19 protein-coding genes are annotated in these 24,232 nt (G+C 57.4%); 1 reads left to right on the top strand and 18 read right to left on the bottom strand.

Annotation, left to right across the window (positions count from 1 at the left end; translation table 11 throughout):
* Positions 1–80: 80 nt before the first annotated feature.
* From CDO73_RS14195 to CDO73_RS14155, 8 genes are all read right to left on the bottom strand, one after another.
* Positions 81–2,255 (bottom strand): HelD family protein, encoded by a 2,175-nt coding sequence (locus CDO73_RS14195; RefSeq protein WP_088489188.1) that lies wholly within the window; start codon positions 2,253–2,255, stop codon positions 81–83.
* A gap of 346 nt (positions 2,256–2,601) precedes the next feature.
* Positions 2,602–3,372 carry a tRNA threonylcarbamoyladenosine dehydratase gene (locus tag CDO73_RS14190; protein WP_088489187.1) on the bottom strand — a complete coding sequence of 257 codons (771 nt, stop codon included), beginning with the start codon at positions 3,370–3,372 and terminating at the stop codon, positions 2,602–2,604.
* A gap of 132 nt (positions 3,373–3,504) precedes the next feature.
* Positions 3,505–5,304: an aspartate--tRNA ligase gene (gene aspS, locus CDO73_RS14185; RefSeq protein ID WP_088489477.1), complete on the bottom strand. Its 1,800-nt coding sequence runs from the start codon at positions 5,302–5,304 to the stop codon at positions 3,505–3,507.
* Between the two features lie 69 nt (positions 5,305–5,373).
* On the bottom strand, positions 5,374–6,621 hold the full coding sequence (hisS, locus tag CDO73_RS14180; protein ID WP_088489186.1) for a histidine--tRNA ligase: 1,248 nt from the start codon (positions 6,619–6,621) through the stop codon (positions 5,374–5,376).
* 764 nt (positions 6,622–7,385) lie between these two features.
* Entirely contained in the window at positions 7,386–7,841 is a 456-nt protein-coding gene (locus CDO73_RS14170; protein WP_088489184.1) for a hypothetical protein, read from the bottom strand.
* Between the two features lie 126 nt (positions 7,842–7,967).
* The gene (locus CDO73_RS14165; protein ID WP_088489183.1) at positions 7,968–8,474 is read right to left on the bottom strand and encodes a type 1 glutamine amidotransferase domain-containing protein; all 507 of its coding nucleotides are present in this window, start codon (positions 8,472–8,474) and stop codon (positions 7,968–7,970) included.
* A gap of 157 nt (positions 8,475–8,631) precedes the next feature.
* Complete coding sequence (gene dtd / locus CDO73_RS14160) at positions 8,632–9,075, bottom strand: D-aminoacyl-tRNA deacylase (RefSeq protein ID WP_088489182.1); 444 nt, start codon at positions 9,073–9,075, stop codon at positions 8,632–8,634.
* Positions 9,076–9,124: 49 nt separating this feature from the next.
* A complete protein-coding gene (locus CDO73_RS14155) occupies positions 9,125–11,317 on the bottom strand; it encodes a RelA/SpoT family protein (protein WP_088489181.1) in 2,193 nt (730 codons plus the stop codon).
* Positions 11,318–11,773: 456 nt separating this feature from the next.
* On the opposite strand from CDO73_RS14155, the gene uraA reads away from it, so the two are divergent.
* Positions 11,774–13,093: a uracil permease gene (gene uraA / locus CDO73_RS14150; RefSeq protein ID WP_088489180.1), complete on the top strand. Its 1,320-nt coding sequence runs from the start codon at positions 11,774–11,776 to the stop codon at positions 13,091–13,093.
* 266 nt (positions 13,094–13,359) lie between these two features.
* Here uraA and CDO73_RS14145 read toward each other — a convergent pair whose 3' ends face one another.
* The 10 genes from CDO73_RS14145 to yajC form a co-directional block, all read right to left on the bottom strand.
* Entirely contained in the window at positions 13,360–14,577 is a 1,218-nt protein-coding gene (locus CDO73_RS14145; RefSeq protein WP_088489179.1) for a cation:proton antiporter, read from the bottom strand.
* Positions 14,577–15,074: a cation:proton antiporter regulatory subunit gene (locus tag CDO73_RS14140; RefSeq protein ID WP_088489178.1), complete on the bottom strand. Its 498-nt coding sequence runs from the start codon at positions 15,072–15,074 to the stop codon at positions 14,577–14,579. Before CDO73_RS14140 ends, CDO73_RS14145 begins: the two co-directional genes overlap by 1 nt.
* 281 nt (positions 15,075–15,355) lie before the next feature.
* The gene (locus CDO73_RS14135; RefSeq protein ID WP_088489177.1) at positions 15,356–15,868 is read right to left on the bottom strand and encodes an adenine phosphoribosyltransferase; all 513 of its coding nucleotides are present in this window, start codon (positions 15,866–15,868) and stop codon (positions 15,356–15,358) included.
* Between the two features lie 68 nt (positions 15,869–15,936).
* The gene (gene recJ, locus CDO73_RS14130) at positions 15,937–18,384 is read right to left on the bottom strand and encodes a single-stranded-DNA-specific exonuclease RecJ (RefSeq protein ID WP_088489176.1); all 2,448 of its coding nucleotides are present in this window, start codon (positions 18,382–18,384) and stop codon (positions 15,937–15,939) included.
* Positions 18,385–18,480: 96 nt separating this feature from the next.
* Entirely contained in the window at positions 18,481–19,401 is a 921-nt protein-coding gene (locus tag CDO73_RS14125; RefSeq protein WP_088489175.1) for a cation diffusion facilitator family transporter, read from the bottom strand.
* Positions 19,402–19,587: 186 nt separating this feature from the next.
* Complete coding sequence (gene secF, locus CDO73_RS14120; protein WP_256972702.1) at positions 19,588–20,529, bottom strand: protein translocase subunit SecF; 942 nt, start codon at positions 20,527–20,529, stop codon at positions 19,588–19,590.
* The gene (gene secD / locus CDO73_RS14115; protein WP_088489174.1) at positions 20,519–21,847 is read right to left on the bottom strand and encodes a protein translocase subunit SecD; all 1,329 of its coding nucleotides are present in this window, start codon (positions 21,845–21,847) and stop codon (positions 20,519–20,521) included. The genes secF and secD overlap by 11 nt, the downstream gene beginning before the upstream one ends.
* Positions 21,848–21,935: 88 nt before the next feature.
* Positions 21,936–22,223: a post-transcriptional regulator gene (locus CDO73_RS14110; RefSeq protein ID WP_256972701.1), complete on the bottom strand. Its 288-nt coding sequence runs from the start codon at positions 22,221–22,223 to the stop codon at positions 21,936–21,938.
* A gap of 107 nt (positions 22,224–22,330) precedes the next feature.
* Complete coding sequence (locus CDO73_RS14105) at positions 22,331–23,647, bottom strand: ArsB/NhaD family transporter (RefSeq protein WP_088489173.1); 1,317 nt, start codon at positions 23,645–23,647, stop codon at positions 22,331–22,333.
* Between the two features lie 212 nt (positions 23,648–23,859).
* Entirely contained in the window at positions 23,860–24,198 is a 339-nt protein-coding gene (yajC, locus tag CDO73_RS14100; protein WP_088489172.1) for a preprotein translocase subunit YajC, read from the bottom strand.
* Positions 24,199–24,232: the final 34 nt, after the last annotated feature.

Genomic DNA, 24,232 nt, shown 5'->3' with positions numbered 1-24,232 from the left:
AAAATTCGACATCGCGACAAGACCTACGCAAAAAGGACGGCAGGCGCCGCCCTTTCCTTTTGGCTATGTTGGATGGATCCTCAGGCTTCCGGCCAGCCGGTCTCGCTCCATTCGCCGCTGCAGTCCAAGAACGAAGGCACTTCGCCGCCGTGCAGGACCCACAGTTCATGAAGCGCGCGCGTGCAGCCGACATAGAGCATTTTCGCGTCCCATTCGGAGCTGCCGTAGTTGCTTGTTCCGGCATCCGCGATCACGACCGCGTCGAACTCCAAGCCTTTGGACAGATGCAGAGGCAGTACGGACAAACCGCCTTCGTATTGGGTCATGCTTCCGTCGATCAGATTGATCTCGGGAAATTCCGGTCTCAATGCCGCATGCAGCGCTTCCGCCTGTTCCTGCGTTCGCGTCAGCAGCGACACGGTCTTATGTTCGCGGTTCCATAACGTTCGCAGCGCCCGCGCGGCCGCCCGAACGCCTGCCGCTCCGTCCGCGCTGCCGAAATCGATCATGCGAACCTTGTCTCCGCTCCGGAACACCGGCACCGCTTCGATCGCGTTCGCCACGCCGCCGGACAGAATCACGTTGGCGAATCCGATGATTTCCATCGTCGAACGGTAGCTGCGCGTCAGCGCATGATACGAAGTCTCGTCGCCGCCGAACAGATCGCTCATTTCTTCCCAAGCATGAACGCCTTTGTAGGCATGAATGCCTTGCGACAGATCGCCGAGGATGGTAAACGAATGTCCGCGAACGAACCGATCGAGCACCCAGACTTGAAGCGGGGAAAAATCCTGCGCTTCGTCGATGACGATATGGTCGAACCGTTCCGCGCCTTCGATGCCGTTCAGCAGCAGATGCAGGTATAAGAGCGGCGGCAGGTCTTCTTCGCGAATCCGGCCGTCTTTGAGGTCTTTGCGCGTGGCTTTCAGCACCGAAGCCGGTATCGATTCGAACGCTTCTTGAGGCAGCACGCCGCGCGGATCTTTGGCGGCTCCGAAGATTTGTTTGTATAACGTCAGCGGAGAGAAATCCGGCCATTTTTTCGCATACGCTTTTTCTCGCGCCGCCGCTTTTTTCTTATGTTCTTTGCGCAGCGTTTCCGGCTTGACGTTCTTGAGTTCCATCTCGATCCAGCGGTGAATCCGGGCCAAGACCCTCTCTTTGCGCCCCGCCGCCGAATAATGTTTGTACTCGTCCGCATACCAATGCAGAATCGTTTCGTACGGCAAGGTTTTGCCTTCCCACGCTTCGAACGCGAGTTCCGGCGCGCCCGAAGCTTCGAGCGCGGAAGCGGCGGCGTCGAGCATGGCGCGGAAACGATCCGAACCTTTGAAACGGCCCGGCGCGTCGTCGCCCGGCGCCGTTCCGCCCGCTTCGCCGAACCAGAAGTCCAGCGTTTCCGCCGGATCGGCCAACATCGATTCGAGGCCGAGCAGTTTCGCCGCCCAATCCGTGAACGTACGCTGCTGGATATCGCCGACGCCGAGCTCCGGAAGCACGCCCGAGATATAGTCCAGGAACATGCCGTTCGGCGCGAAGATGATCATTTTCTCCGCCGATACCTGTTCTTGATACTGATAGAGCAGGAACGCCAGACGGTGCAGCGCGACGGTCGTTTTACCGCTGCCCGCTACCCCCTGAATGATCAACGCTTTGTTTTTCTCCGCGCGAATGATCTTGTCCTGTTCGGCTTGGATGGTCGAGACGATGTCGCGCAGACGATTGTCTTTGTTTTCGCCGAGTCGATAGAGCAGGAATTCGTCCGACACCGCCGGTTCTTCGCCGCCTCGCGTATACGTGTCCACCACGCGTTCCAGCTCGGATTTGCGGACCATGATATTGCGCTTGAGATGGACCGTGCCGCCGATCAGGCCTTCCGGCGCTTCGTATTCGATCCGTTCCTCGCCTCCGGTAAAGGAGTAGAACAAGCTCGCGACCGGCGCGCGCCAATCGATCACGATCGGCAGGCTGCCGCGATCGGGGCCGTCGAGTCCCGTTTTGCCGATGTAGAGCGGCGCGGGGACCGACCTTCCGTCTTCTTCGAAGTCCATGCGGCCGAAGTACGGCTCCGGCTCGGACTTCGCGAGGCGTTGACGGCGTTCTTCGCGCCCCGCTTCCAGTACTTGCTCGGTAAAATCGTGCCCGGTATACACCGGTACCGCCCGAAGGCGCGCAAGTTGGTTTCCGATCTCGCCGAGTACGGAAACCAACTTGTTTTGCTCTTCTTGATAGGCACTTTGAACGTCTTCACTCACTTCAGTTACCTCCTAAGAGAGCATTTTGCACAGAGGTTCTGGGGAACCGATCAGGCTTGACGGCCGGCCGCGCCGAAGCGCGAGCGGCCGCAAGCCGCACAAAATGCCGATAGTCATTCGCCGTGTCGCTCCGCCCGAATCCGGTACGAAGCGAAAAAGCAAAAGGACTATTAGCATAGCATAATTCGGAAAAAAGCACCTTAATTATTTTCGGACGACGCAAAAACGCGCTTTCCCCATTGAGAGAAAGCGCGTCGACGAAAAGAATGCAAGCCGGAAAAGCGGCGCGATCGGCGGCAAAGAACCGAAGCGGGCGAACTTATTTCCGCGCGCTGCCCTTCTTCTCTTATTGCTCTTGATCAGGCAGCGGATGCCCTCCGGCGATCATCAAGTCTTTGATCACTTCGCTGACCATGATCAAGCCCGCGACCGGCGGAACGAACGCGTTGCTGGCCGGCGGCTGTTTCGCTTTGCGGATCTTGGCTCCCGCGGGCGCGATCTGTTCGGTCACGTCCACGCGAGGTTTGATCGGCTTTTCGGTCGAAAAGACGACTTTGACGCCTTTTTTGATACCGTCTTCTTTGCGCAGTTTGTTGCGGATGATGCGGGCGATCGGGTCCATCTTCGTTTTGGAGATGTCCGCCACCTGAAAACGCGACGGGTCCATCTTGTTGGCCGCGCCCATGCTGGAGATGATCGGAATGCCGCGTTTCAAGCACTCTTTGATGATATGAATCTTGTAGATGATCGTATCCGAAGCGTCGACCACGTAATCGATCTTGTGTTCGAACAGCTGCTCGTACGTTTCTTCCGTATAAAACATATTCAGCACGATCGTGTTGATCTCCGGATTGATCAATTTGACGCGTTCGGCCATCAGCTCGGTCTTCTGCTGGCCTACCGTCGTGGTAAGCGCATGAATCTGACGGTTGATATTCGTGATATCGACGACGTCTTTATCGATCATGATCAGCGTGCCGACGCCCGAGCGCGCGAGCGCTTCGACCGCCATCGCGCCGACGCCGCCGATACCGAGCACGGCGACCGTGCTGTTCTTCAGCTCGTTCAGGCCTTCCGGCCCGATCGCGAGCTCCGTTCGGGAAAAAGCATGCAGCATAATGAGAGTTCCTCCTTCATCTTTGAATGACGGACCGCGGCGCCTGCGAAGCCCGGACGCTGCGGCACGAATTCCGATCCGACAAAGCGAAAAGACAGACCGACCGAAGCCGGCTGCCTTTTTTCGTTTGCGTTACGCCTGTTCGCTTTCCGCTGCCGCCGGTTTTTTGACCGGTTTCGGCGCGAGCTTGATATGCAGTTGATCCAACTGCCCTTTGTCCACCGCTGCCGGAGCGTTCATCAGCAGGTCGGTCGCGCTTGCCGTCTTAGGGAACGCGATCGTCTCGCGCAGGTTGGTGCGCTGCGTGAGCAGCATCACCAGACGGTCGAAACCGAACGCGAAGCCGCCGTGCGGAGGCGTGCCGTATTGGAACGCGTCCAGCAGGAAGCCGAACTGCTCCTGAGCCGTTTCTTCGGAGATGCCGAGCAGCTTGAACATTTTCTGCTGCAGCTCGTGTTCGAAGATCCGCAGGGAACCGCCGCCGACTTCATAGCCGTTCAGCACCAGGTCGTACGCCTGAGCGCGCACCGCGCCCGGATCGGTCTCGAACAGTTCGAGGTCTTCCGCCAGCGGACGCGTGAACGGATGGTGTTCCGCGACATAGCGCTTCGCTTCTTCGTCGTAGCTCAGCAGCGGGAAGTCGAGCACCCAAGCGAACTTGTAGATGCTGTCGTCGATCAGGCCGAGCTGGCGTCCGATCTTCAGGCGCAGCGCGCCGAGCACGTCGGCGACGACTTGTTTCTTGTCGGCCGAGAAGAGCAGCAGGTCGCCCACTTCCGCGCCGGTACGCTCGCGCAGCGCTTCGATGACTTCTTCGCTCATGAATTTGACGATCGGGCCTTTGAAGCCGTCTTCTTTGACTTGGATCCAAGCCAAGCCTTTCGCTCCGTAGCGCGCCGCGTAAGGTCCGAGATCGTCGATCTCTTTGCGCGTCCACGTGCCGCAGCCTTTGGCGTTCAGCACTTTGACTTGACCGCCGCTGCCGATGACCGAAGCGAAGACTTTGACTTCGCTGGTCTCGACGATGTCTCCCACGTCGACCAGCTCCATGCCGAAACGCAGGTCCGGCTTGTCGGAACCGTACTTCGCCATTGCGTCCGCGTGCGTCAAGCGTTGGAAAGGAAGCTGTACTTCGACGCCGATCGTTTCGCGGAACAGTTTCGCCATCAATTCTTCGATCATGCCCAGAATGTCGTCGCGGGACACGAACGACATCTCCAAGTCGATCTGCGTGAATTCCGGCTGGCGGTCGGAGCGAAGGTCTTCGTCGCGGAAACAGCGGGCCATCTGATAATAGCGCTCGATGCCGCTGACCATCAGCAGCTGCTTATAGATCTGCGGCGACTGCGGCAGGGCGAAAAATTCGCCTTCGTGCACGCGGCTCGGTACGAGGTAATCGCGCGCGCCTTCCGGCGTGCTCTTGGACAAGATCGGCGTTTCGACTTCCACGAATCCTTGATCGTCGAGGAAGTTGCGGAAGATCTTCGCGGACTTCGAACGCAGCATCAGCGTCTTCTGCATTTCCGGACGGCGCAGGTCGAGGTAACGGTACTTCAGCCGCAGCGATTCGTCGACTTCGACGCCGTCTTCGATGAAGAACGGAGGCGTCTTCGCCGCGTTCAGCACTTCGATCTCGGTCACGCGCACTTCCAGTTCGCCGGTCGGCAGGTTTTTGTTGATGGTCTCTTCGTCGCGTTTGACCACCGTTCCTTTTACCGCCAGAACGTATTCGGTCCGTACGCGCTCGGCAACGGTCAGGGCTTCGCCCGAATAAGCCGGGTTGAATACCGTTTGCACGATGCCGCTGCGGTCGCGCAGGTCAATAAACAAGACGCCTCCAAGGTCGCGGCGGGTCTGCACCCAACCGTTCAGTGTTACCGTTTCTCCGATTTGCGCGGACGTAATCTGTCCGCAGTGATGAGTCCTCAGCATCATATCGTGCATTCTCCTTTGGTTGAACCGTTTATTGGGGTCTTGCCGAAGCTTCGTGATTTCGCGAATTTATTTCAGAGCGGAAGCCAGCTCTTCCAGCTTCACCGATACCTGCTCGCCCGTCTCCATCGACTTGACGGCGATCTCGCCGCGTTCCAATTCGTCGTCGCCGAGAATCGCGGTGTAACGCGCTTTCAGGCGATCCGCCGATTTCATCTGCGCCTTCATCTTGCGCGATTGGTAATCGCGTTCCGCCGAGAAGCCGAGGCGGCGCAGCTTGTGCAGCTGCTTGGTGATCTCGCCGCTCGCTTTGTCGCCGAGCGCGATCAGATAGACGTCCAGCTTTTGCTCGTCGTCCATCTCCGTTTGCTGATCGGCCAGCAGCAGCTGCAAACGCTCCATGCCGATCGCCATGCCGATGCCCGGTTGGTCCGGTCCGCCGACTTCGGCGACCAGTTTGTTATAACGTCCGCCGCCGCCGATCGTGTCGATCGCGCCGATGCCGCTTTGCGTTTTGAACTCGAACGCGGTCAGGGTGTAATAATCCAGTCCGCGAACCAGACGCGGATTGATCGTGTAAGCGACGCCCATCGCGTCCAAATTGCTTTTGACCGCTTCGAAGTGGCTGCTGCTCTCTTCGTCGAGGCTGTCCAGAATGGACGGCGCGCCGACGAATTTGTCCTGATCGACTTTGCAGTCGAGCACGCGAAGCGGATTGCGGTCGATCCGGCTCTGGCAGTCTTTGCACAGGCTCTCGCGCATCGGGTTGAGGAACGCCAGCAGCGTATCGTTATAAGCGGCCCGCGAAGCGGCGTTGCCGACCGAATTGATCTCGACGCTCGTCCCTTTAAGGCCGATGTCTTCGAACAATTGCAGGCCGAACGCGATGACTTCCGCGTCGATCGCCGGATCGACGGAGCCGATCGCTTCGATGCCGAACTGGTGGAACTGGCGGTAGCGGCCGGCCTGCGGACGTTCCTGACGGAACATCGGCCCGATATAATACAGCTTCGAGACGTCCGGCTCTCCGTAAAGTTTGTTCTCGACATAAGCGCGCACGACGCCTGCCGTGCCTTCCGGACGAAGCGTCATGCCGCGGCCGCCCATATCTTGGAACGAGAACATTTCTTTCTGGACGATATCCGTCGTTTCGCCTACGCCGCGCTGGAACAGCTGCGTGTATTCGAAAATCGGGGTACGAATCTCGCGATAATTGAAACGACGGCACAGATCGCGCGCTTTACGTTCGACGTACTGCCATTTTTCGACGGTTCCCGGCAGAAAGTCCAACGTGCCTTTCGGTTTTTGAAAATCCATGGTTTCTCTTTCCTTCCTTTTCCGGCTTGCGGGGCCGGGTTCTTTTTATGAAATATCAAAAAGCCCCTCGTCCGCCGTCTATGCCGTTGTTACGCATAGTACAGGGACGAGGGACCGCATATACGAATCTCCCGTGGTGCCACCCACATTTCGGGATCGCCTTCCGTTGTTCAGTCGGCCGCGCACGGCCGATCTTCGGAAGAAACGATAAACCCGCTTCATTAACGACGGTTAACGCCCGCCTGTCTCGCGCATCGGCTACTTGAAGTCCAAAAAACGTATCGATTCCGATCGGAATCTTCCGTTTTTTCCGCCTTTCGCCGTGCGTTCTCGGGGAGGTCTTTCTTTCGGCCGCCGCGCGGAATTCTTCCAGCCTGAACGTTTGTCTGATTTCAAAACCCAGAACAAACGATCCGGAATTCCTCTCTTGTGCGCTTCGTTCTCCGAATTACTTTTTCCCGTCATCGAATCGTCTTATGTGCAGCAAGCCGAAAACGAACCGATCGTCCAAGCTCACTGCGTTTGTTATATTTTATGATTGTAATCAAGTACTTGATTAAAGTCAACCGTTCGACTCGGCAAAAATTCGGTCCGTTTGCCGCGAACTTCCGCGTTCATGAAAAATCCGCGCAAAAAAAGACCCGCCAGCTGCGCTGCGGGTCGTCCAAATTTATCTAAGGGGGTCATGCTTCTAATATACCCGCCTCTTGTTAAAGGAATGTGAATCTAACATTACGATTCGATTACAAATCCTCGAGCCGGGCTCAATCGTATACGTGAACGTAACCGTTGTTGTTGCGAAGTTTGCGGACGACCGCCGGATAATCCGCTTCGCTGACTTTGGCCGAAAGCGTATATCTCAGATCGCGCAGGTCCGCATCGGAAGCGTCTTCATAAGTTTCGTCCACTTCGTCTTTGTCGATCGGTTGGCCGCCCAGCGCGCCGGACTCGCGGTGAGCCGGCACCGGCACCGCTTGGTCGCCGATCATGCTGCCCGCGCCGCCTGAGCCGTTTACTCCGCCGCTGAATCCGGCATTCGACGTGCCTGCGAGCGGAACGAGCGGCACGACCACGCGGCCGCTTCCGCGGTCGCCTCCGTAACCTACGCCGCCTTGCAGTTCGCCGACTTCGAGCTGTTCGGTGCTGAACGTCATCAGACTCATTCTTGCGCCTTCGGCTTCGCTTTCCGTTTTGAAATACGCTTGGATATGTTTCGACATCGTGATTCCCTCCTCGTGTATTGGATATTCGCGGTACTTCGCAAAGCACTTATCTGGTGCACATATACGGGGTCATCGGGTCGAATCCGAGAAGTTTATAAGGGCAGCGGACCGGCCGAGCCGGTCTCACAGTGCCTTCAGGATTTCCCGCACGAACGCGGGCTCGTCGTCCGGCGTGCGCGACGTGATGAAGTTGCCGTCCACGACCGCTTCTTCGTCTTTGAATCTTGCGCCCGCATTGACCATGTCGTCTTGAAGCGGCGGGTACGAAGTAATCGTGCGGCCTTTGAGCAGATCGGCGCTGGCCAGAATTTGCGGCCCGTGGCAGATCGCGGCGATCGGTTTCTTCGACGCGTTGACGTCTTTGACGAACTGAAGCACGTTTTCGTCGAGACGCAGGTTTTCCGGCGAAGAACCGCCCGGAATGACGACGGCGTCATAGTCCGAAGCGCTGACCTCGGAGATGGCTTTATCCGTCGTGTATTCGGCTTTGCCTTGTTTGCCTTTAACCGTTTCTCCGGCTTTCAAGCCGATGATGTGGGCCGTGTGGCCGGCTTTTTGCAGCTCGTCGTACGGCACCTGCATTTCGGAATCTTCGAATTCGTTCGCGAGCAAGAATGCGATTTTACTCATCCGTGTCGAGCTCCTCTCTGCTTCTTCTTGATGTGTCGTTCTCGCTTTCTTATTACCCTGCCCTCCCTCGCTTCTAACACCGCGGCGCATGCAAAAAGAAAAACCGCTTCGCGCTGCCGCAAGGCAGGCGAAACGGTTATGCGGACGGCGCATGCCGTCATTCTTTGCTGTCGACGATCAAGGTGACGGGTCCCCAGTTGACCAGGGATACGTCCATCATCGCTCCGAAAACGCCGGTCTCGACCTTAAGGCCGCGGGCTCGAAGCGCTTCGTTAAACGCTTCGTAAAGCGCCTCGGCCGGCTCCGGACGGGCGGCAGCCATAAAGTTGGGACGTCTGCCTTTGCGGCAATCGCCGTACAGCGTAAATTGGGATACGGACAAGATCGAACCGCCCACGTCTTCGACGCTGTGATTCATTTTGCCCGATTCGTCTTCGAAAATCCGCAATCCCGCCGCTTTATCCGCGAGATACCGGGCATCTTTTTCCGTATCGCCGTCGGTCACGCCGACCAAGATCATCAGACCGTGCCCGATATTCCCTACCGTGCTGCCCCCGACTTCGACCGAAGCCGATTTGCAGCGCTGAATGACCATCTTCATGGAAAAAACATACTCCTTTGTCGGACCGAAGCCGAACGCTGCCGAGTCCTTATTGCATGATGCGGTGTACCGTATACACGTCGCGCACCCGTTTGATCCGTTCGACCACCGATTGCAGATGTTCGGTGTTGCGAATCAGGATCGTGATATGCACGAGCGCCATTTTATTTTTGTCCGCGCGTCCGGAAACGGCGGTCATGTTCGTCTTGCTCTCGGAAATGGCTTGCAGCACTTCGTTCAGGAAATCCCGACGGTCAAGACCCGTAATCTCGATATCGACGCTGAAGTTCGACTCCACGGCGTCTTCCCACTCGACCTCGATCACGCGCGCGGCTTCTTCGCCGTCGTTTGCCCCCGGGATGTTGGTACAGTCGGAGCGGTGCACGGACACGCCGCGGCCGCGAGTGATATAACCGATGATATCGTCGCCCGGAACCGGATTGCAGCAGCGGGCAAACCGAACCAAAAGGTTGCTCGCCCCTTTGACTTTGACGCCGTTGGTCGGACGTTTCTTTTCTTTGTCGGCCGGAGCGGCTTTCACTTCGCGGACTTCGTTCGTCAGCTCCAGATGATTGCTGTTTTCTTCCTGTTCGCGGCGCCATTTCTCCGTCAAGCGGGTGATGACCTGCGAAGCCGTGATGCCGTTGAATCCGATCGCGGACAGCATGTCTTCCGTATCGTTGAACGAGAACTTGTTGGCCACTTCGAGCAGTTTGTCGTCGCTCAGCCATTCCGAGACGTCGAGGCCCAATTTTTTGATCTCGCGTTCCAGACTTTCTCGACCTTTTTCGACATTTTCCTCGCGCCGTTCTTTTTTGAACCATTGTTTGATCTTGCTTCTCGCATGCGAAGACTGCGCGATCTTCACCCAATCCTGACTCGGTCCGTACGAATGTTTGGAAGTCAGGATCTCCACGATGTCGCCTGTTTTCAACTTGTGATCGAGCGGGACGATCCGTCCGTTCACTTTGGACCCGATCGTGCGGTTGCCGATTTCCGTATGGATGCGGTAAGCAAAATCGAGCGGTACCGATCCGGCCGGCAGCTCGATGACCTGTCCTTTCGGGGTGAACACGAACACGAGGTCGGAGAAGAAATCCATTTTGAGGGATTCGACAAATTCCGAGGCATCCTTCGCTTCGTTTTGCAGCTCGATGATCTCTTTGAAGAACGGCATTTTGTTCTCCAGTCCGCCGCCCGGCGAAACCGTCGTGCCTTCCTTATAGGCCCAGTGGGCCGCGATGCCGAATTCCGCCGTGCGGTGCATGTCCCAAGTCCGGATCTGCACTTCGGTCGGTTCGCCGTTCGGACCGACGACCGTCGTATGCAGCGATTGGTACATGTTCGCTTTCGGCATGGCGATATAGTCTTTGAAACGGCCCGGCATGGGCTTCCAGAGCGTATGGATGATGCCCAGCGTCGCGTAGCAATCTTTGACGTTGTCGACCAATACGCGAATCGCCAGCAGATCGTAAATCTCGTTGAACTGCTTGTTTTTGCTCGTCATTTTCTTGTAGACGCTGTAGATATGTTTCGGCCGGCCGGACAGATCCGCTTCGATGCCCATTTCGTCCAATTTCTCGCGGATGCGGACGATGACGTCGGAGATGAACTGTTCGCGTTCGGCGCGCTTTTTGTGCATGAGGTTGGCGATCCGGTAATACTGCTGCGGGTTCAGATAACGAAGCGCGATATCCTCCATCTCCCATTTGATCGCGGAGATACCCAGTCGATCGGCGACGGGACAGAAAATCTCCAACGTCTCGTACGCGATCCGCCGCTGCCCTTCTTCCGATTGGTGTTTCAGCGTGCGCATATTATGCAGCCGGTCGGCCAGCTTGATCACGATCACGCGGATATCCTGCGCCATCGCGATAAACATTTTGCGGTAATTCTCGTTCTGCTGTTCTTCCTTGGAACGGAATTTGATCCGTTCGAGCTTGGTCAGCCCGTCGACGAGCATCGCGCAGGTCTTGCCGAAGCGCTCCCGGATCTCGTCCAGCGACACGGTCGTGTCTTCGACGACGTCGTGAAGCAGAGCCGCTTCGATGGACGTGGTATCCATCTGCATGCCCACGACGATATCCGCGACCGCCAACGGGTGCAGAATATACGGTTCGCCGGACTTTCGGACCTGGCCGGAATGGGCCTTATCGGCGAATTCGTAGGCTTCCCGGATACGGGGAAGATCCGACTCTCGGATGTAAGCGGACGCCTTTTCAAGTAATCGTTCAATGCCCATTGAGTCCTTTCCGATTCCTTTCTATAAGAAAATGAAGCCTGTCCGCGAAACTGACGGCTTGTCTCCGAACATTGGCTCGGGACAAGCTCCTACGCATTCAGGCCTATCGATAGGGTTTTCCTTTCATTATGCCTTTTAGGACTACCTCCGTCAATGCGTGCAGGGAAATTGTTGCTTTCTTCACCATAACCTCATGAAAGCGCGGCGCGCGTGCGGCGGATCGGCTTTTGGTCACGCGATTGTCTAAATCCGAAAGTTATTCGCGTTTTTCGCGAAAATGTTATTGAAAAAAAACAAAAATCTCTGTAATCTAGCTAAGATGATCAAGCGCGTACGGATTTGGCTCTTTCGGCCTCGGCGTTCAGCCGTTTTCCACCCGTTTTTCTCATCCGCCAAGAGCCGCTCCCTCCGCTTGTCCGGAGCGGCTCAAACCTATGCCCTAAGGAGTGAGATTTTTTGCAGCGCGAAATCCAAGTGAATGAAAGACCGCCTTTCGCCCCCGGACTTCTGCTCAGTTTGCAGCATCTGTTCGCCATGTTCGGCAGCACCGTCTTGGTCCCGACCCTGTTCGGGGTGGACCCGAGCGTCATCCTGCTGATGAACGGGATCGGCACCCTGCTGTACATTCTGATCTGCAAAGGCAAAATTCCGGCTTATCTGGGATCGAGCTTCGCTTTCCTCGGTCCTGTCGGCGTCGTGCTGGTCGAGCCCGGCAACATGGAGAACTATTCCAAAGCTTTGGGAGCGTTCATCGTCATCGGCGTGGTATTCGTCCTCGTCGCCCTGCTGGTCAAAGCGGCCGGAACGGGCTGGATCGACTTCGTGTTTCCTCCCGTCGTCATGGGCTGCGTCGTCGCGCTGATCGGTCTCGAACTGCTGCCGACCGCGGCCAATATGGCCGGACTGCTGGGTACCGCAGACGCCGCGACGGGCAATGTCAGCTACAGCGCGAACGCGATCACCATCTCGATGGTGACGCTGGCGGTCACCGTGCTGGGTGCCGTATTGTTCCGCGGATTCCCTAAGATCATTCACATCCTGATCGGCATCGCGGCCGGATATGCCGTGGCCTACTTCATGGGCGAAGTCAACACCGCGGCGGTCGGCGAAGCCAGCTTCCTGTCCTTGCCGCAGTTCGCCACGCCGACTTGGGACGCGGCCGCGATCTTCACGATCCTGCCCGCCGCGCTCGTCGTCATCGTGGAGCATATCGGCCACCTGCTCGTCACGAGCAACATCGTCGGCAAAGACTTGTCGAAAGACCCGGGCCTGCACCGTTCGCTGCTCGGCAACGGCGTGTCGACCATCCTGTCCGGTTTCGTCGGCTCCACGCCGAACACCACTTACGGCGAAAATATCGGCGTTATGGCGCTGACTCGCGTGTACTCGGTATTCGTGATTGGCGGCGCGGCGATCATCGCGATCGTGCTGTCGTTCTTCGGCCAATTCTCCGCGGTCATCAGCAATATTCCGCAGCCCGTCATGGGCGGCGTGTCGCTGCTGCTGTTCGGCATCATCGCCGTATCCGGCCTGCGGATCTTCGTGGAACAGAAAGTCGATTTCTCCAAATCGGTCAACATGCTGCTCGCGGCGATCATTCTGGGGACCGGCCTCAGCGGCGTAACGTTGACGATCGGCACCGTAACGCTGAAAGGCATGGCCTTGGCGACGATCGTCGGCATCGTGGTCAATCTCGTTTTCCGTTTGATCGCGCTGATCGGTCTGTCCAACGAAAAAGAAGAAATCGAAACGGAAGTCAAAACGCCGGATATCTGATCCACTCGCCGGCAGTCTTATGCGAACGCCGAAAAGGCCGTGCTCCTCTTCTCGCGAAGAGGCCGCACGGCCTTTTTCTGCTGCCCGCCCGAAGGCGGTTATTCCTGTACGCCGCTTCCGGCCCCGCGAACGAACCCGACCCGCGGACTTCCCGCATCGGACGGAGACGACGCACTGCTGCACGAGTTATTTTCCCATGATACGGACATCCGGTAATGGAACGCTCCCGATCCATGTTATAGGAAAATAATTCCTGTTGACCAACGTCATTGCAGTTTGTCTCCGCCGGGCTTGGGTTTCATCGGAATGATCTTGCTCACGAACCGGTGAACCATCGCCGATTCTTTCGTCAAGAACGGCCCGAGTACCGCCAGAATCAATACGTAGATCGCCGCGAAAGGCTGAAGGATCGCCATCAGTCCGCCCGCCGCGCCCAGATTCGCCATAATGATGGAGAATTCGCCGCGCGATACGATGGTCAGACCGACGTTGGAAGAAGCTTTCGGCGACAGCTTGCCGCTGCGCCCGGCCAACATGCCCGCCGTGTAATTGCCGATGATCGTCAGAATGACCGCGCCGATCGCGAGCCATACCGCATTGCCTCCCAGACTGAGCGGATCGATCGTCAGACCGAAGCTGAAGAAAAACAAAGCGCCGAAGAAATCGCGGAACGGCAGGATCGCTTTTTCGATCCGATGCATATGCTTGGTCTCCGCGAGCACCAGTCCCACCAACAAAGCGCCGATCGCTTCCGCGACGTGGATCGTCTCGGAGAAACCCGCGACCATGAACAGCATCGCGAAGATCGTCGTCAAGAAGATCTCGTTCGACGAGACGCCGAGGATCTTGTTAAGGACCGGAACGAGCAGCCGTCCCACGATCAACACCAGCAGCATGTACCCGAGCGCGATTCCCGCAGACAGCAGAACGCCTCCGAGCGTCGTTGCGCCGCTGAGCAGCAGACCGGACAGAATGGACAAGTACACCGCGAGGAACACGTCCTCGAACATGATGATGCCCAGAATCATTTCCGTCTCCGGATTGGCCGTCCGCTTCAAGTCCACCAGAACTTTCGCGACGATCGCGCTGGACGAAATGGTCGTGATGCCCGCGATCACGAGCGTCTCCAGCACCGGGAATCCGCACAGGAAGCCGAAGATCAGACCCAACGTAAAGTTGATCGCGATATAGATCGTGCCGCCCACCGCGATCGATTTGCCGGCTTTGGCCAATCGGCCGACGGAAAACTCGAGTCCCAGATAGAACAGCAGGAAGATCACGCCGAGCCGGCCCATGAAGTTGATGAGCTCGGCGCTGTGGATAAAGCGAAGATCGATCAATCCGAAGTGCGGAGCGTGGGGCCCGACGGCCATTCCCGCGAGGATGTAGAAAGGAACGACGGAGAAGCGAAGCTTGGCCGACAGGAACCCTGCCAGCGCGATCAGCAGAACCGCGACTCCGACCTCGAAAACCATATGATCCATCAAGCCTCACCTACTTCCAGCATCCTTTTCAAAGCCTGGATGTTCTGACGTTCTCCGGCCAGCACCAGCGTCATGCCTTCGCCGAGCACGTATTCCGGACCCGGATTGACCGTCTGTTTGTGCGACGATTCGATCGACGCGATCACGACCGTTCCGGTGTTCTCCCGAATCTTCAGCTCGCCGATCGAACGGCCGATCGCTCTTGCGCCCCGGCGCAGCTTGTACCATTCGATAGACAAATGGTCGAGCGTATGCTCCGCTTTCTCCAGCGCCGTGGGCTGATAATTCATGCCGCCGATGATTCCGCCCAACTGCCGGGCTTCCGTATCGTTCAGCGTCACCACTCGCATCAATTCTTCGGGCTCCACCGGCGACGGGCAGAACAGTTCGCGTTTGCCGTCTTCGTGCAGAATCACGATGAAGCGCTCTCCCTCTTCGGTATCGACCAGGAATTTACGCCCGATCCCCGGCAGGTCGGTCTCTCTGATTACGGACATTCGATTCCCCTCCTTAACTCCAAAATGCGGACTTACGGCGCAGAACCCCAATACGAAAAGAGGCTCTAACGTCGAGTCTCCCTATGCTATACGGACCGTATCGAATTAGGTTTCAAAAAAAGGCGTTTTTTTCGCGTTTTTTGTTCTTTTCGGCGGAATAGAGGATAAAAACGAGAAAAACCCGCGATTTGCTCCCGTTTCCTTCACGGGATCGCAAATCGCGAGTTTTTACGCATATGTCTTAGTTGTCATACATACGCAGATTGTATACGTGCAGGCACTTAGCCTTGAATCAAATTGAACACGTCGACGTTGTCGAGACGGCTGCGGCCGTTCAGCTCTTCCAGCTCGATCAGGAATGCCGCGCCCACCACGTTGCCGCCGAGCTGACGAACCAGACTTACCGCCGTCGCGATCGTTCCGCCCGTCGCGAGCAGGTCGTCGGCGATCAACACGTTTTGTCCCGGTTGAACCGCGTCGATATGCATCGCCAAACGGTCCGTTCCGTACTCCAGCTCGTATTCGACTTCTACCGTCTTGTACGGCAGCTTGCCGCTTTTGCGAATCGGCACGAAGCCGACGCCCAGCGCATAAGCCAGCGGCGCGCCGACGACGAAGCCGCGGGCTTCCGGTCCCGCGATCAGATCGATCTTGAGGTGTTCGACCTGTTTCTTGAGCGCGTCGATCGCCTCGCGGTAAGCCGGACCGTTGCCGAGCAGCGTCGTGATGTCCTTAAAGCTGATTCCCGGCTTCGGGAAATCGGGAATGACGCGAATATGTTGATTAAAATCCAAATGAATCTCCTCCTAAGTCTTATCTTTCGGTTCGTCCTTGCCGGGCGGAAGAACGGCTTCCGCCCTTCCTACACCGAAAAAGTTAAAGCATCGTCCGGGGCTCCGGCACGCAGTTTCCGGACCCGCTCTGCAAGCCAAGCCGCAAGGTCTTCGCCCGGACCGAGCAATCTGCGTTCCATCTCCTCCGCATCGCGCAGAACGCGATACGCTTCGGCCGAATCCAACGCCGCTTTGGGCGGGCTCGGTTCGGCCTGCACTCTTCCTTCGCTTCGTACAATGAATCGAAGTTCTTCGAATACGTCCAGCGTCATCCGAATCATTCGCGGCGAGCAGCCGGACGTTTGGCTCAATCGGCGAACCAACGGCTCCTCGTCCGCATTCTCCGCCGCGGCGCGCCGAAGTTCCACGTAGATCGTTTTGATCCGCTCCCGGCTCGGCTCGCTGAGCCGCTCCGCGGACGGCCCGCCGACCGGATACAGCAGCACGATATTTTCGAGCGAAGGCGCTTCGGCCAACAGCCGATTCAACTGCGCTTCCGTATCGGGAAGATCGAGAAGAAAGAGCGTTTTGGTCCCCGTCGGGTTCGCGCCCGACAGCGTGATCTCCGTACCTTGAATCCCGGAATGTTCATCATACAGCCAAACGGGAAGTTGCGCTAGAGTCTTGCCCAAAACTTTTAGTGTCGTTTTGTTTACGGCGGCCGCGATCTCGTCCGGGCCGCAGGCCAGCACGGATTCCGCTCGTTTGCGGAAGCGGACGATCTCGTCGGCTGAAGCGGTCGGCGAACGCCGATCGAACACTTGAAGCGCCGGCAGCGCCAAATCCCGCACCATCAACTGCGGCTTCCGGCTCCCTCGCCACTCGTTGATTCCCGGTTCCGCCAGCAGATCGACCCGATCGCCTTCGCTCAGATATTCGGCCAATGCGCCTCTGCCGAAAGCGACGGCCTCGACGGCGCAGCCGTCCTGCTCGACGACCAATTTCAGATGCGTATTCGTTTTGCCCATCGTCATGATCCGCTGAAGCTTGACTCCGCGGAATACAAGCTGCGGCGTCGGGTTGCTCATGCCGAACGGAGCCATCCGCTCCAACTCTTCGATCACGGGGATCGTGACGTCGGAGAGCCGGCATTCCGTTTCCGCTTCGGTCGTCGGAACCAGATGTTCCGGCCGCAGCACCTGCGCGGCATGTTGGTCCAATCCCCGTTCGAAGTCTTCCAGCCGTTCGCGCAGCAGGCTCATGCCGGCCGCCGAAGGGTGTCCGCCGAAATGCTGCATCGTTTCTTCGACCGACAGCAGCGCCTCGTAGATATCGAAATCCGGAATCGATCGGGCGGAACCTTTGCAGGTGCCTTTCTCGGCATCGATGCCCAGGATGATCGTCGGACGGTAATACCGCTCGAGAATCTTCGAAGCCACGATGCCGACCACGCCGACGTTCCAGCCTTCTCCGGCCAACACGATCACGTCCGGCACCCGGCCTTCGGCGGCGATCTTGGCCTCCAACATGGTACGGGCTTCGCTGACGATGTCTTCGACGTTCTTCTGGCGATCTTTGTTCAACAGATCGAGTTCCATCGCCAGCATCTCGGCTTGGGAGCGGTCGGCCGTCGTCAACAATTCCACGGCTCGATCCGCATGTTCCAAGCGTCCGCTGGCATTGATCCGCGGCGCGATAGCAAAAGCGATGCCGACCGAAGTCAACTGCTCGGGCTTGCTGCCTGCTACCGCCAGCAGCTCCTCTACTCCGGGAGAAGGACTTCGCCGCATCATTTCGATGCCTCGGGCCACGATCAGCCGATTTTCCCCGGTCAGCGGCATCAAATCCGCTACCGTGCCGATCGCGGCCAGATCCGTCCACTGTTCTTGAGGTTCGCCGAGCAGCGCATGAGCCAATTTGAACGCGACTCCGACGCCGGCCAAGCCTTTGAACGGATACTCGCACATCGGCAGTTTCGGATTGACCAGAGCAACCGCTTCCGGAAGAACGGCCGGCGGCTCGTGGTGGTCGGTGACCACGACATCGATGCCGAGCGAAGCCGCGTAAGCGATCTGATCGACCGCGCTGATCCCGGTATCGACCGTCACGATCAGCTTGACGCCTTCTCCGGCAGCGGCGTCGATCGCATGGCGGTGCAGCCCGTAGCCTTCCTTCGACCGATGCGGAATATAAGTTCCGAAATCGGCGCCCAGACGGTTCATCAGCCGAATCATGAGCGCGGTACTCGATACGCCGTCGGCATCGTAGTCGCCGTATACCCAGATTCGTTCTTCGCGTTCCAAAGCCTCGCGAATCCGCCGAACGGCCGCTTCCATGCCGTACAGAAGAAACGGATCGTGCAGCCCGGACAAATCGGCATCCGCATCCAAGAATTCGGCCGCCGCTTCCGCGCCTTCGTATCCGCGGTTGATCAGAAGCGACGCCAACAGAGGAGACACGCCGAGCTCCGCGCTCAGCCGATCGATCGCTTCCTGCTCCGGACGCGCGATCTTCCATTGATATTGAGAATGAAGCACACGCTCACCTGCCTTTCTTCGCCTTTTACCGAACAAAATCGAACGAACGCGGATTGCTCCGCGTCCGTGTCCGTCTTCATCGGTGTATGGAATGATTTATTGAATGATCGTAGGTTCTTCGCTGCTGCCGAGCAGATCGTCGTTCGATTTGTACGGGTACCCGGTCTGGTAAGGCTCGATCCGTACGCTGACTTCGACCACCTGTACGAAACGATGCAGCAGCAGATCGCGCGAACGTTGAGCGACCTCTTCCGCTTCCCTGACCGTCATGCGCGGATTCACGCTCAAGATCAGTTCGATCTTCACCGTATCGTTCGAACGGAAAGCATGAAGCTCCCGAACCTCGATAACGCCTCGCACCCGCTGAACGGTCTCTACGAAAGGAGCGGGATCCGCTTCGCCCTGCTGCGCGGCTGTCGGCGATTCGTCGAACACCTGCAGCATGAGCCTTAGCGCTTTGACGATCGCGAGAACGGCTACGAGCAGCGATACCGCCGAATCGGCGTAGATCAACTCGGGAATCTCGAAAGCGACGCCGGCAACCGACAAAGCCATCCCTACCGCCACCAACATCGAAGCATAAAGCGAAAATCGATGTTCCGTCGCATACTGCCTAGCCGTTTCGGCTTGTTCTCGGTTCAAACTGCGGTAACGCAGCAGGAACAGCGCTTCGCCCAGAACCACCGCCGCGAAGAATGCCGCCACCGCGCGCACATCCGCCGTTTCGCCGGGATCGCGCATCAGCCGCCCGATTCCGGAGATTACGGCTTCGATCGCTCCGACCAAGATCAGCGTGGCCAACAGCATCTTGACCAGCGCTTTGCGTTTGCCGCTTGGCCGAACGGCGCGCTCCCCGCTGCCGCGAACCGCATCGACCGCCGAATTCAGCGCGTCCGCGAGAAGCGCCGGACTTCCGCCGATCCAACCTCCGATTCCTTTGATCAGCGCAGCAGCGCCAAGCATGAAAACATCGGTCCGACTTGCGGATTTCTCGATGTTTTGTTGACGGACCGTCATCCTTATTCCCCTCTCTTAGGCATCGCTTCGAATCACAAAAGCCGCGTCTCGAGAAACAGGACGCGGCTTTGCAAAGCAGCCGTAGCACGTTTGGATTTCATCCGGACAATCCGAATGCGCTTGTACATTGCCCGACCTGATCAAAAGATGATTCCGATCTTGCTGTTGCGGTCAAACCGTCAAACTTTAATTGGTTGCTTTGGCAGGTTTGGGCGCGGACGGCTTCTTCTTGCTTCGCAGAGCCAACCACAACGGGCTTGCGATAAAGATGGAAGAGTACGTACCGAACAGCAGGCCGATAACCATCGCCAGCGAGAACATGCGGATCGATTCGCTGCCGAGAACGAGCAGGGCGAAAGCCGCGATGAATACGGTGAAGACCGTACCCAAGGAACGCGTCATCGTCTGCGATACGCTCTTGTTCACGACATCTTCCAGATCTTCGTGCGTCTGCTTCTTGGCAAAACGTAGGTTCTCGCGAATCCGGTCGAAGATAACGATCGTATCGTTGATCGAGAAACCGATGATGGTCAGAATCGCGACGATAAACGTCAGATTGACCTCCAACCGCAGAATGGAAAATACGCTGATGACCAAGAACGCGTCATGCAGGAGCGCCACGATGGCCGACAGCGCGAAGCGCCATTCGAAGCGGATCGTGACATAGATGACGATGCCGACGCTCGCTACCGCGATCGCCAAAAGCGCGTTGCGCTCCAACTCTTTGGCCATTTCGGTGTCTACCGTATTGACTTCGTAAGAAGCTTTGGGATCGATCTGGCTGTTGAACGTCGTTTGCAGCGTCTGCACCTGCGTATCGGTCAATACTTCCGGGAAACGAATATTGATCCGCGTGCTGCCTGCGGTAATATTCGCTTCTTGATCGAGCTTGGCATCGCTGACGACTTTGGCGACTTCTTCTTTGCTGACGACTTTGGATACCGAGATATCCACGTTCGAACCGGAACGGAAGTCGACGCCGTAATTCAATCCGAACACCGACAAGCTGATGATGCCCGCCAGCGTCACGATAATCGAGAACATGTAGAAATACTTGCTGGCTTTAACGAAGTTGAAATTCCATTTCGTATTCTCCGGCAGTTTGGCGGATGATGTCTTAGAGCTCACGAATTTCACTCCCCTTTACTCCGAAATACCCCGGCTTCTTCAAGGATTTCGCCTTAACGAGCAGGGAGAGCAGGTAACGCGACAGGAGCACGTTCGTGATAATGCTGGTGATGATATCGATCATCAGAACGAGCGCAAACCCGCGAACCGATCCCGTACCGAGCCAGAACATAACGGCGCCGGCGATCAGCGTGGTGATCTGTGCGTCCATGACGGTCCGGAAAGAGCTCTTGCTGCCGGCACGGAAAGCCGACAAAATGCTCTTGCCGCTGCGCATTTCTTCCTTGATCCGTTCGTAGGTGATGATGTTGGCGTCGACCGCCATCCCGATCCCGAGAATGAACGCCGCGATCCCCGGAAGGGTCAACGTGATGCCCGCCCAGTTAAAGATCAAGATCGTTCCCCAGGTATGGATGATCAAGCAGAACGCGGCGATCAGCCCCGGAACCCGATACATGAATACCATGAACAGCAAAATGATGATCGAACCGATGATGCCCGCCGTCAGCGTCTGATCCAAGGATTGTTGGCCCAAAGTGGCGCCTACGCTTTGCGAGTATTTCTCGGTCAACTTCAGCGGCAGAGCGCCGAGGTTGATGGTGTCGCGCAGGTTCTGCGCTTCTTCGCGGGTGAATTGACCCGTGATCTGCGCCGTTCCGCCGGTGATACGCTGATTGACCTTCGGTGCGGACAACAATTCGTCGTCCAAGAAGATCGCCATCGGCTGATTGACCAGACGTCCCGTCACGTCCGCGAACTTGTCCGCGTTCTTCAGTTCGATCGAGATCATCGGATTGCCCAATTGATCAAACTGGACGGAAGCGCCGTTCGGTTTGAAATCGTTACCGGTCAGCTCGATTTTGTCGAAGCCCTGATACGGGTCCGCCGCCGCTCCGCTTTCCGTTTCGTCGTTTGCCGCCGTTTCGTCCTCGGCAGCGGCGTTGTTCGTCGTACTGTCCGAAGAGCTGCCCAGACTGCGGAACGTCAGGTTGGCGGGTTCTTTGATGCGTTCCCTTACGGCTTTCTCGTCCGTGACGCCTGCGATTCTGAGACGGATCCGGTTGCTGCCTTCGGTCGTGATCTCAGGTTCGCTTCCCCCGATGGCGTCCACGCGTTTTTCGAGACTCTTCGCCGTTTCGACCAGGGATTCTCGGGTGACTTCTTGTCCGCCTGTCATTGGCGACGCCTCGTACAGGATCTCGAAGCCTCCTTTTAAATCCAGTCCCAATCGAACCGAATTTAATAGGTTGGGCGTGCTCCAGACCATAACCCCGATTGAGACGAGCACAATAACAATGAAACTGACAATTCTCTTCATGCCGTTTCTGGTTCCCCCTTTTTTCTCAATATTCCCATTATAGCGACGCCGGAAATTCCAGTCAATGAAGCAAAAAGAAAGGCTCTCCTCAAGAAAGGGGAGCCTCTTTAAGCGCCGCGATCGTCAGGTAGTTCATCAGGCCGTCCGCCCGCAGCGTCAGAATGTCGTTAACGATCCGATGCAGCGGCGGTTCCTGCCTGCCTGCGTACTTCGCGTTGACGCACTGCCACACGTCTTCCCATGTCGTTTGCCGATAACCGAGATAACGCAGTTCTTCGGCTTTGACGCGGCAAAGCTCGATCACGGCTTCGGTCAGTTCTTCTCCGGTCATTTCTTCATGCGCGGGCGCTTGCCCGTTCAGCTTCTCGTCTGTCATGAACTTCCTCCTTCTCCCGCGATCCTACATCGTTCTGCTTTGGATTCGACGTCTTGCGCTTCGTTCCTGCTTCCGTGCTCCGAACGCGGACGATCCTTGCGTCTTCGTCACAAAATTTTCGCGTACAAATACCATCCTCCGGCCGCCAACGCCAATAGCGTGAGCGGAAAGGCCACGACGAAATAAGAAACGTACGAAAAGCGATACCCTTCCTTCTGCGCCAGCCCGGCCGCCAATACGCCGGCTACCGAACCCGCCAGCGTACCGCTGGAACCGATCCCGCAGCCCAAAGCCAGCGCCCACCAGAGCGGACTCAAATCGGATTGGCGTACCACTTCCATCTGAATGCCGATCGTTTGGATCAGCGGAATGGCCGCGGCCGTCAGCGGAATCGGATCGAGCACCGCCGCGAACAGCCCGGCGACGGCGAACACGACCAGGGCCGTCAACGATTTGTTATCGTTCGCGAGTTCCAGCAGACGCACGGCGAGCTCGCCGACGATTCCGGTCTCGACCAATCCTCCGGCCAGTACATAGAAGCCGATCAACACGCCGGGCGTTTTGAAATCCATGCGTTCGACGATCTGTCGAAGCTCCGCGAACGAACGCGCGTTGACCATGAGCATCGCCGCTCCGGACAATACGGCGACGGTCCCGCTGGCGAGCTTCAACGGCTCGTGCAGAACCAGCCCGAACGCCAACAGAATCAATACGGCAAGCGAAGCGATCGCGCGGCGGCGGTCCGGCACGTAAATCGCAGATTCCATCGCGCGAAGCTCCTCGCGGCGATCGGCGCCGCTTCCCATCTCCCGGCGGAAGATCAACATCAATAACGCCAAATGCACGAGCAGCAGCAGCGCGGCGGGGACGAACAAGACTTTGGCAAAATCGGGCGTATCCATGCCGGCCGCCGAACCGATCATCATATTCGGCACGCTTCCCGTCAACGTGGTCATGCCGCCCAGATTGCAAGCGATCACGCTCATGATCAGAAAAGGTACCGGTCCGATGCGCAGCGTCTTCCCGATGCGAAGAATCAGCGGCGCGAGCAGCAGCAGAGCCGGCCCGCTGCCGAGCAGCGACGCCGTAAACGCCGCAAGCAGCGTGACGAAGATCAGCACGGCGGGCAGATTTCCCGACGTCATGCGCAGAATTTTGAGCGCGATCGCCTGCACGATGCCGCTTCGATCCGCCGCTGCCGCCGTCGTCATCATGCCGAGCAGCAGCAGAAGCGCGTTTAATCCGATATGATGCAGCAAAGCGGCATTCCAGTCGACGATTCCCGATACCAGCAGAATCAAGGCTCCCAGAATCGCCGATACCGCCCCGTTTATTTTTTCCGTCACGACCAGCACATAGACGATCCCGAACACGGCGGCTGCCGTGTAGACCGGCCAAAATGCGGTATCGATTGCGGAAATCATGCCTTCACTTCCTTTCGCCTTCCCCTGCCTGACTTGTTGTTTTTTTATTCTGCCTGTTTATGTAGAGTCCTTTTTTTGCGTAAGGTTTCGGTCTCGGCCGAAATCGGGCAAAAAAAGAAGCCGCCGCAAAACGGATATCCGTTCCGTTCGGCGGCAGCTTATACGGGAAAACGTAGGGCTCCCCCCGCCGAATTTCCCGATTTGGTTTGATCTTACTTCTTCTCGAGCGTGACGTCCGATCCGGCGCTCGCCGTCGTCACGTGACTGATCGCGCTGCGATCGAAAGTCATCTTCGTCACGTCGTTCACGCGCAGAACGACGATATCGTTGGTGATCTCCAAGATCGTGCCGTGCAGACCGCCGATCGTGACGATTTTATCGCCTTTTTTGAGCTGGCCCAGCATGGAATTGCGCTGCTTCTGCTTCTTCTGCTGAGGACGGATCAGCAAGAAGTAGAAGATGGCGATCATGAATACGAAAGGCACGATCGTCATCAGGATGCTGCCGCCGCCTGCGGCGCCGGCTGTCGAAAGAGTTGCGGCATGGAACATGGTAAATCCCCCTTAGTGTGCGAATGGCCGTACG

It is taken from the genome of Saccharibacillus sp. O23 (assembly GCF_002205895.1).
Lineage (GTDB): Bacteria > Bacillota > Bacilli > Paenibacillales > Paenibacillaceae > Saccharibacillus.
Note: the sequence above shows the minus strand (reverse complement) of the source record. Positions and strands in the feature narration are given on the sequence as shown.

Excerpts from the sequence above, each read along its gene's own strand:
- CDO73_RS14190 (WP_088489187.1), bottom strand. The coding sequence starts at position 3,372 with ATGCTGCATGCTTTTTCCCGAACGGAGCTCGCGATCGGGCCGGAAGGC.
- aspS (WP_088489477.1), bottom strand. The coding sequence starts at position 5,304 with ATGCTGAGGACTCATCACTGCGGACAGATTACGTCCGCGCAAATCGGA.
- hisS (WP_088489186.1), bottom strand. The coding sequence starts at position 6,621 with ATGGATTTTCAAAAACCGAAAGGCACGTTGGACTTTCTGCCGGGAACC.
- CDO73_RS14170 (WP_088489184.1), bottom strand. The coding sequence starts at position 7,841 with ATGTCGAAACATATCCAAGCGTATTTCAAAACGGAAAGCGAAGCCGAA.
- CDO73_RS14165 (WP_088489183.1), bottom strand. The coding sequence starts at position 8,474 with ATGAGTAAAATCGCATTCTTGCTCGCGAACGAATTCGAAGATTCCGAA.
- dtd (WP_088489182.1), bottom strand. The coding sequence starts at position 9,075 with ATGAAGATGGTCATTCAGCGCTGCAAATCGGCTTCGGTCGAAGTCGGG.
- CDO73_RS14155 (WP_088489181.1), bottom strand. The coding sequence starts at position 11,317 with ATGGGCATTGAACGATTACTTGAAAAGGCGTCCGCTTACATCCGAGAG.
- CDO73_RS14145 (WP_088489179.1), bottom strand. The coding sequence starts at position 14,577 with ATGGATCATATGGTTTTCGAGGTCGGAGTCGCGGTTCTGCTGATCGCG.
- CDO73_RS14140 (WP_088489178.1), bottom strand. The coding sequence starts at position 15,074 with ATGTCCGTAATCAGAGAGACCGACCTGCCGGGGATCGGGCGTAAATTC.
- CDO73_RS14125 (WP_088489175.1), bottom strand. The coding sequence starts at position 19,401 with ATGACGGTCCGTCAACAAAACATCGAGAAATCCGCAAGTCGGACCGAT.
- secD (WP_088489174.1), bottom strand. The coding sequence starts at position 21,847 with ATGAAGAGAATTGTCAGTTTCATTGTTATTGTGCTCGTCTCAATCGGG.
- CDO73_RS14110 (WP_256972701.1), bottom strand. The coding sequence starts at position 22,223 with ATGACAGACGAGAAGCTGAACGGGCAAGCGCCCGCGCATGAAGAAATG.
- CDO73_RS14105 (WP_088489173.1), bottom strand. The coding sequence starts at position 23,647 with ATGATTTCCGCAATCGATACCGCATTTTGGCCGGTCTACACGGCAGCC.
- yajC (WP_088489172.1), bottom strand. The coding sequence starts at position 24,198 with ATGTTCCATGCCGCAACTCTTTCGACAGCCGGCGCCGCAGGCGGCGGC.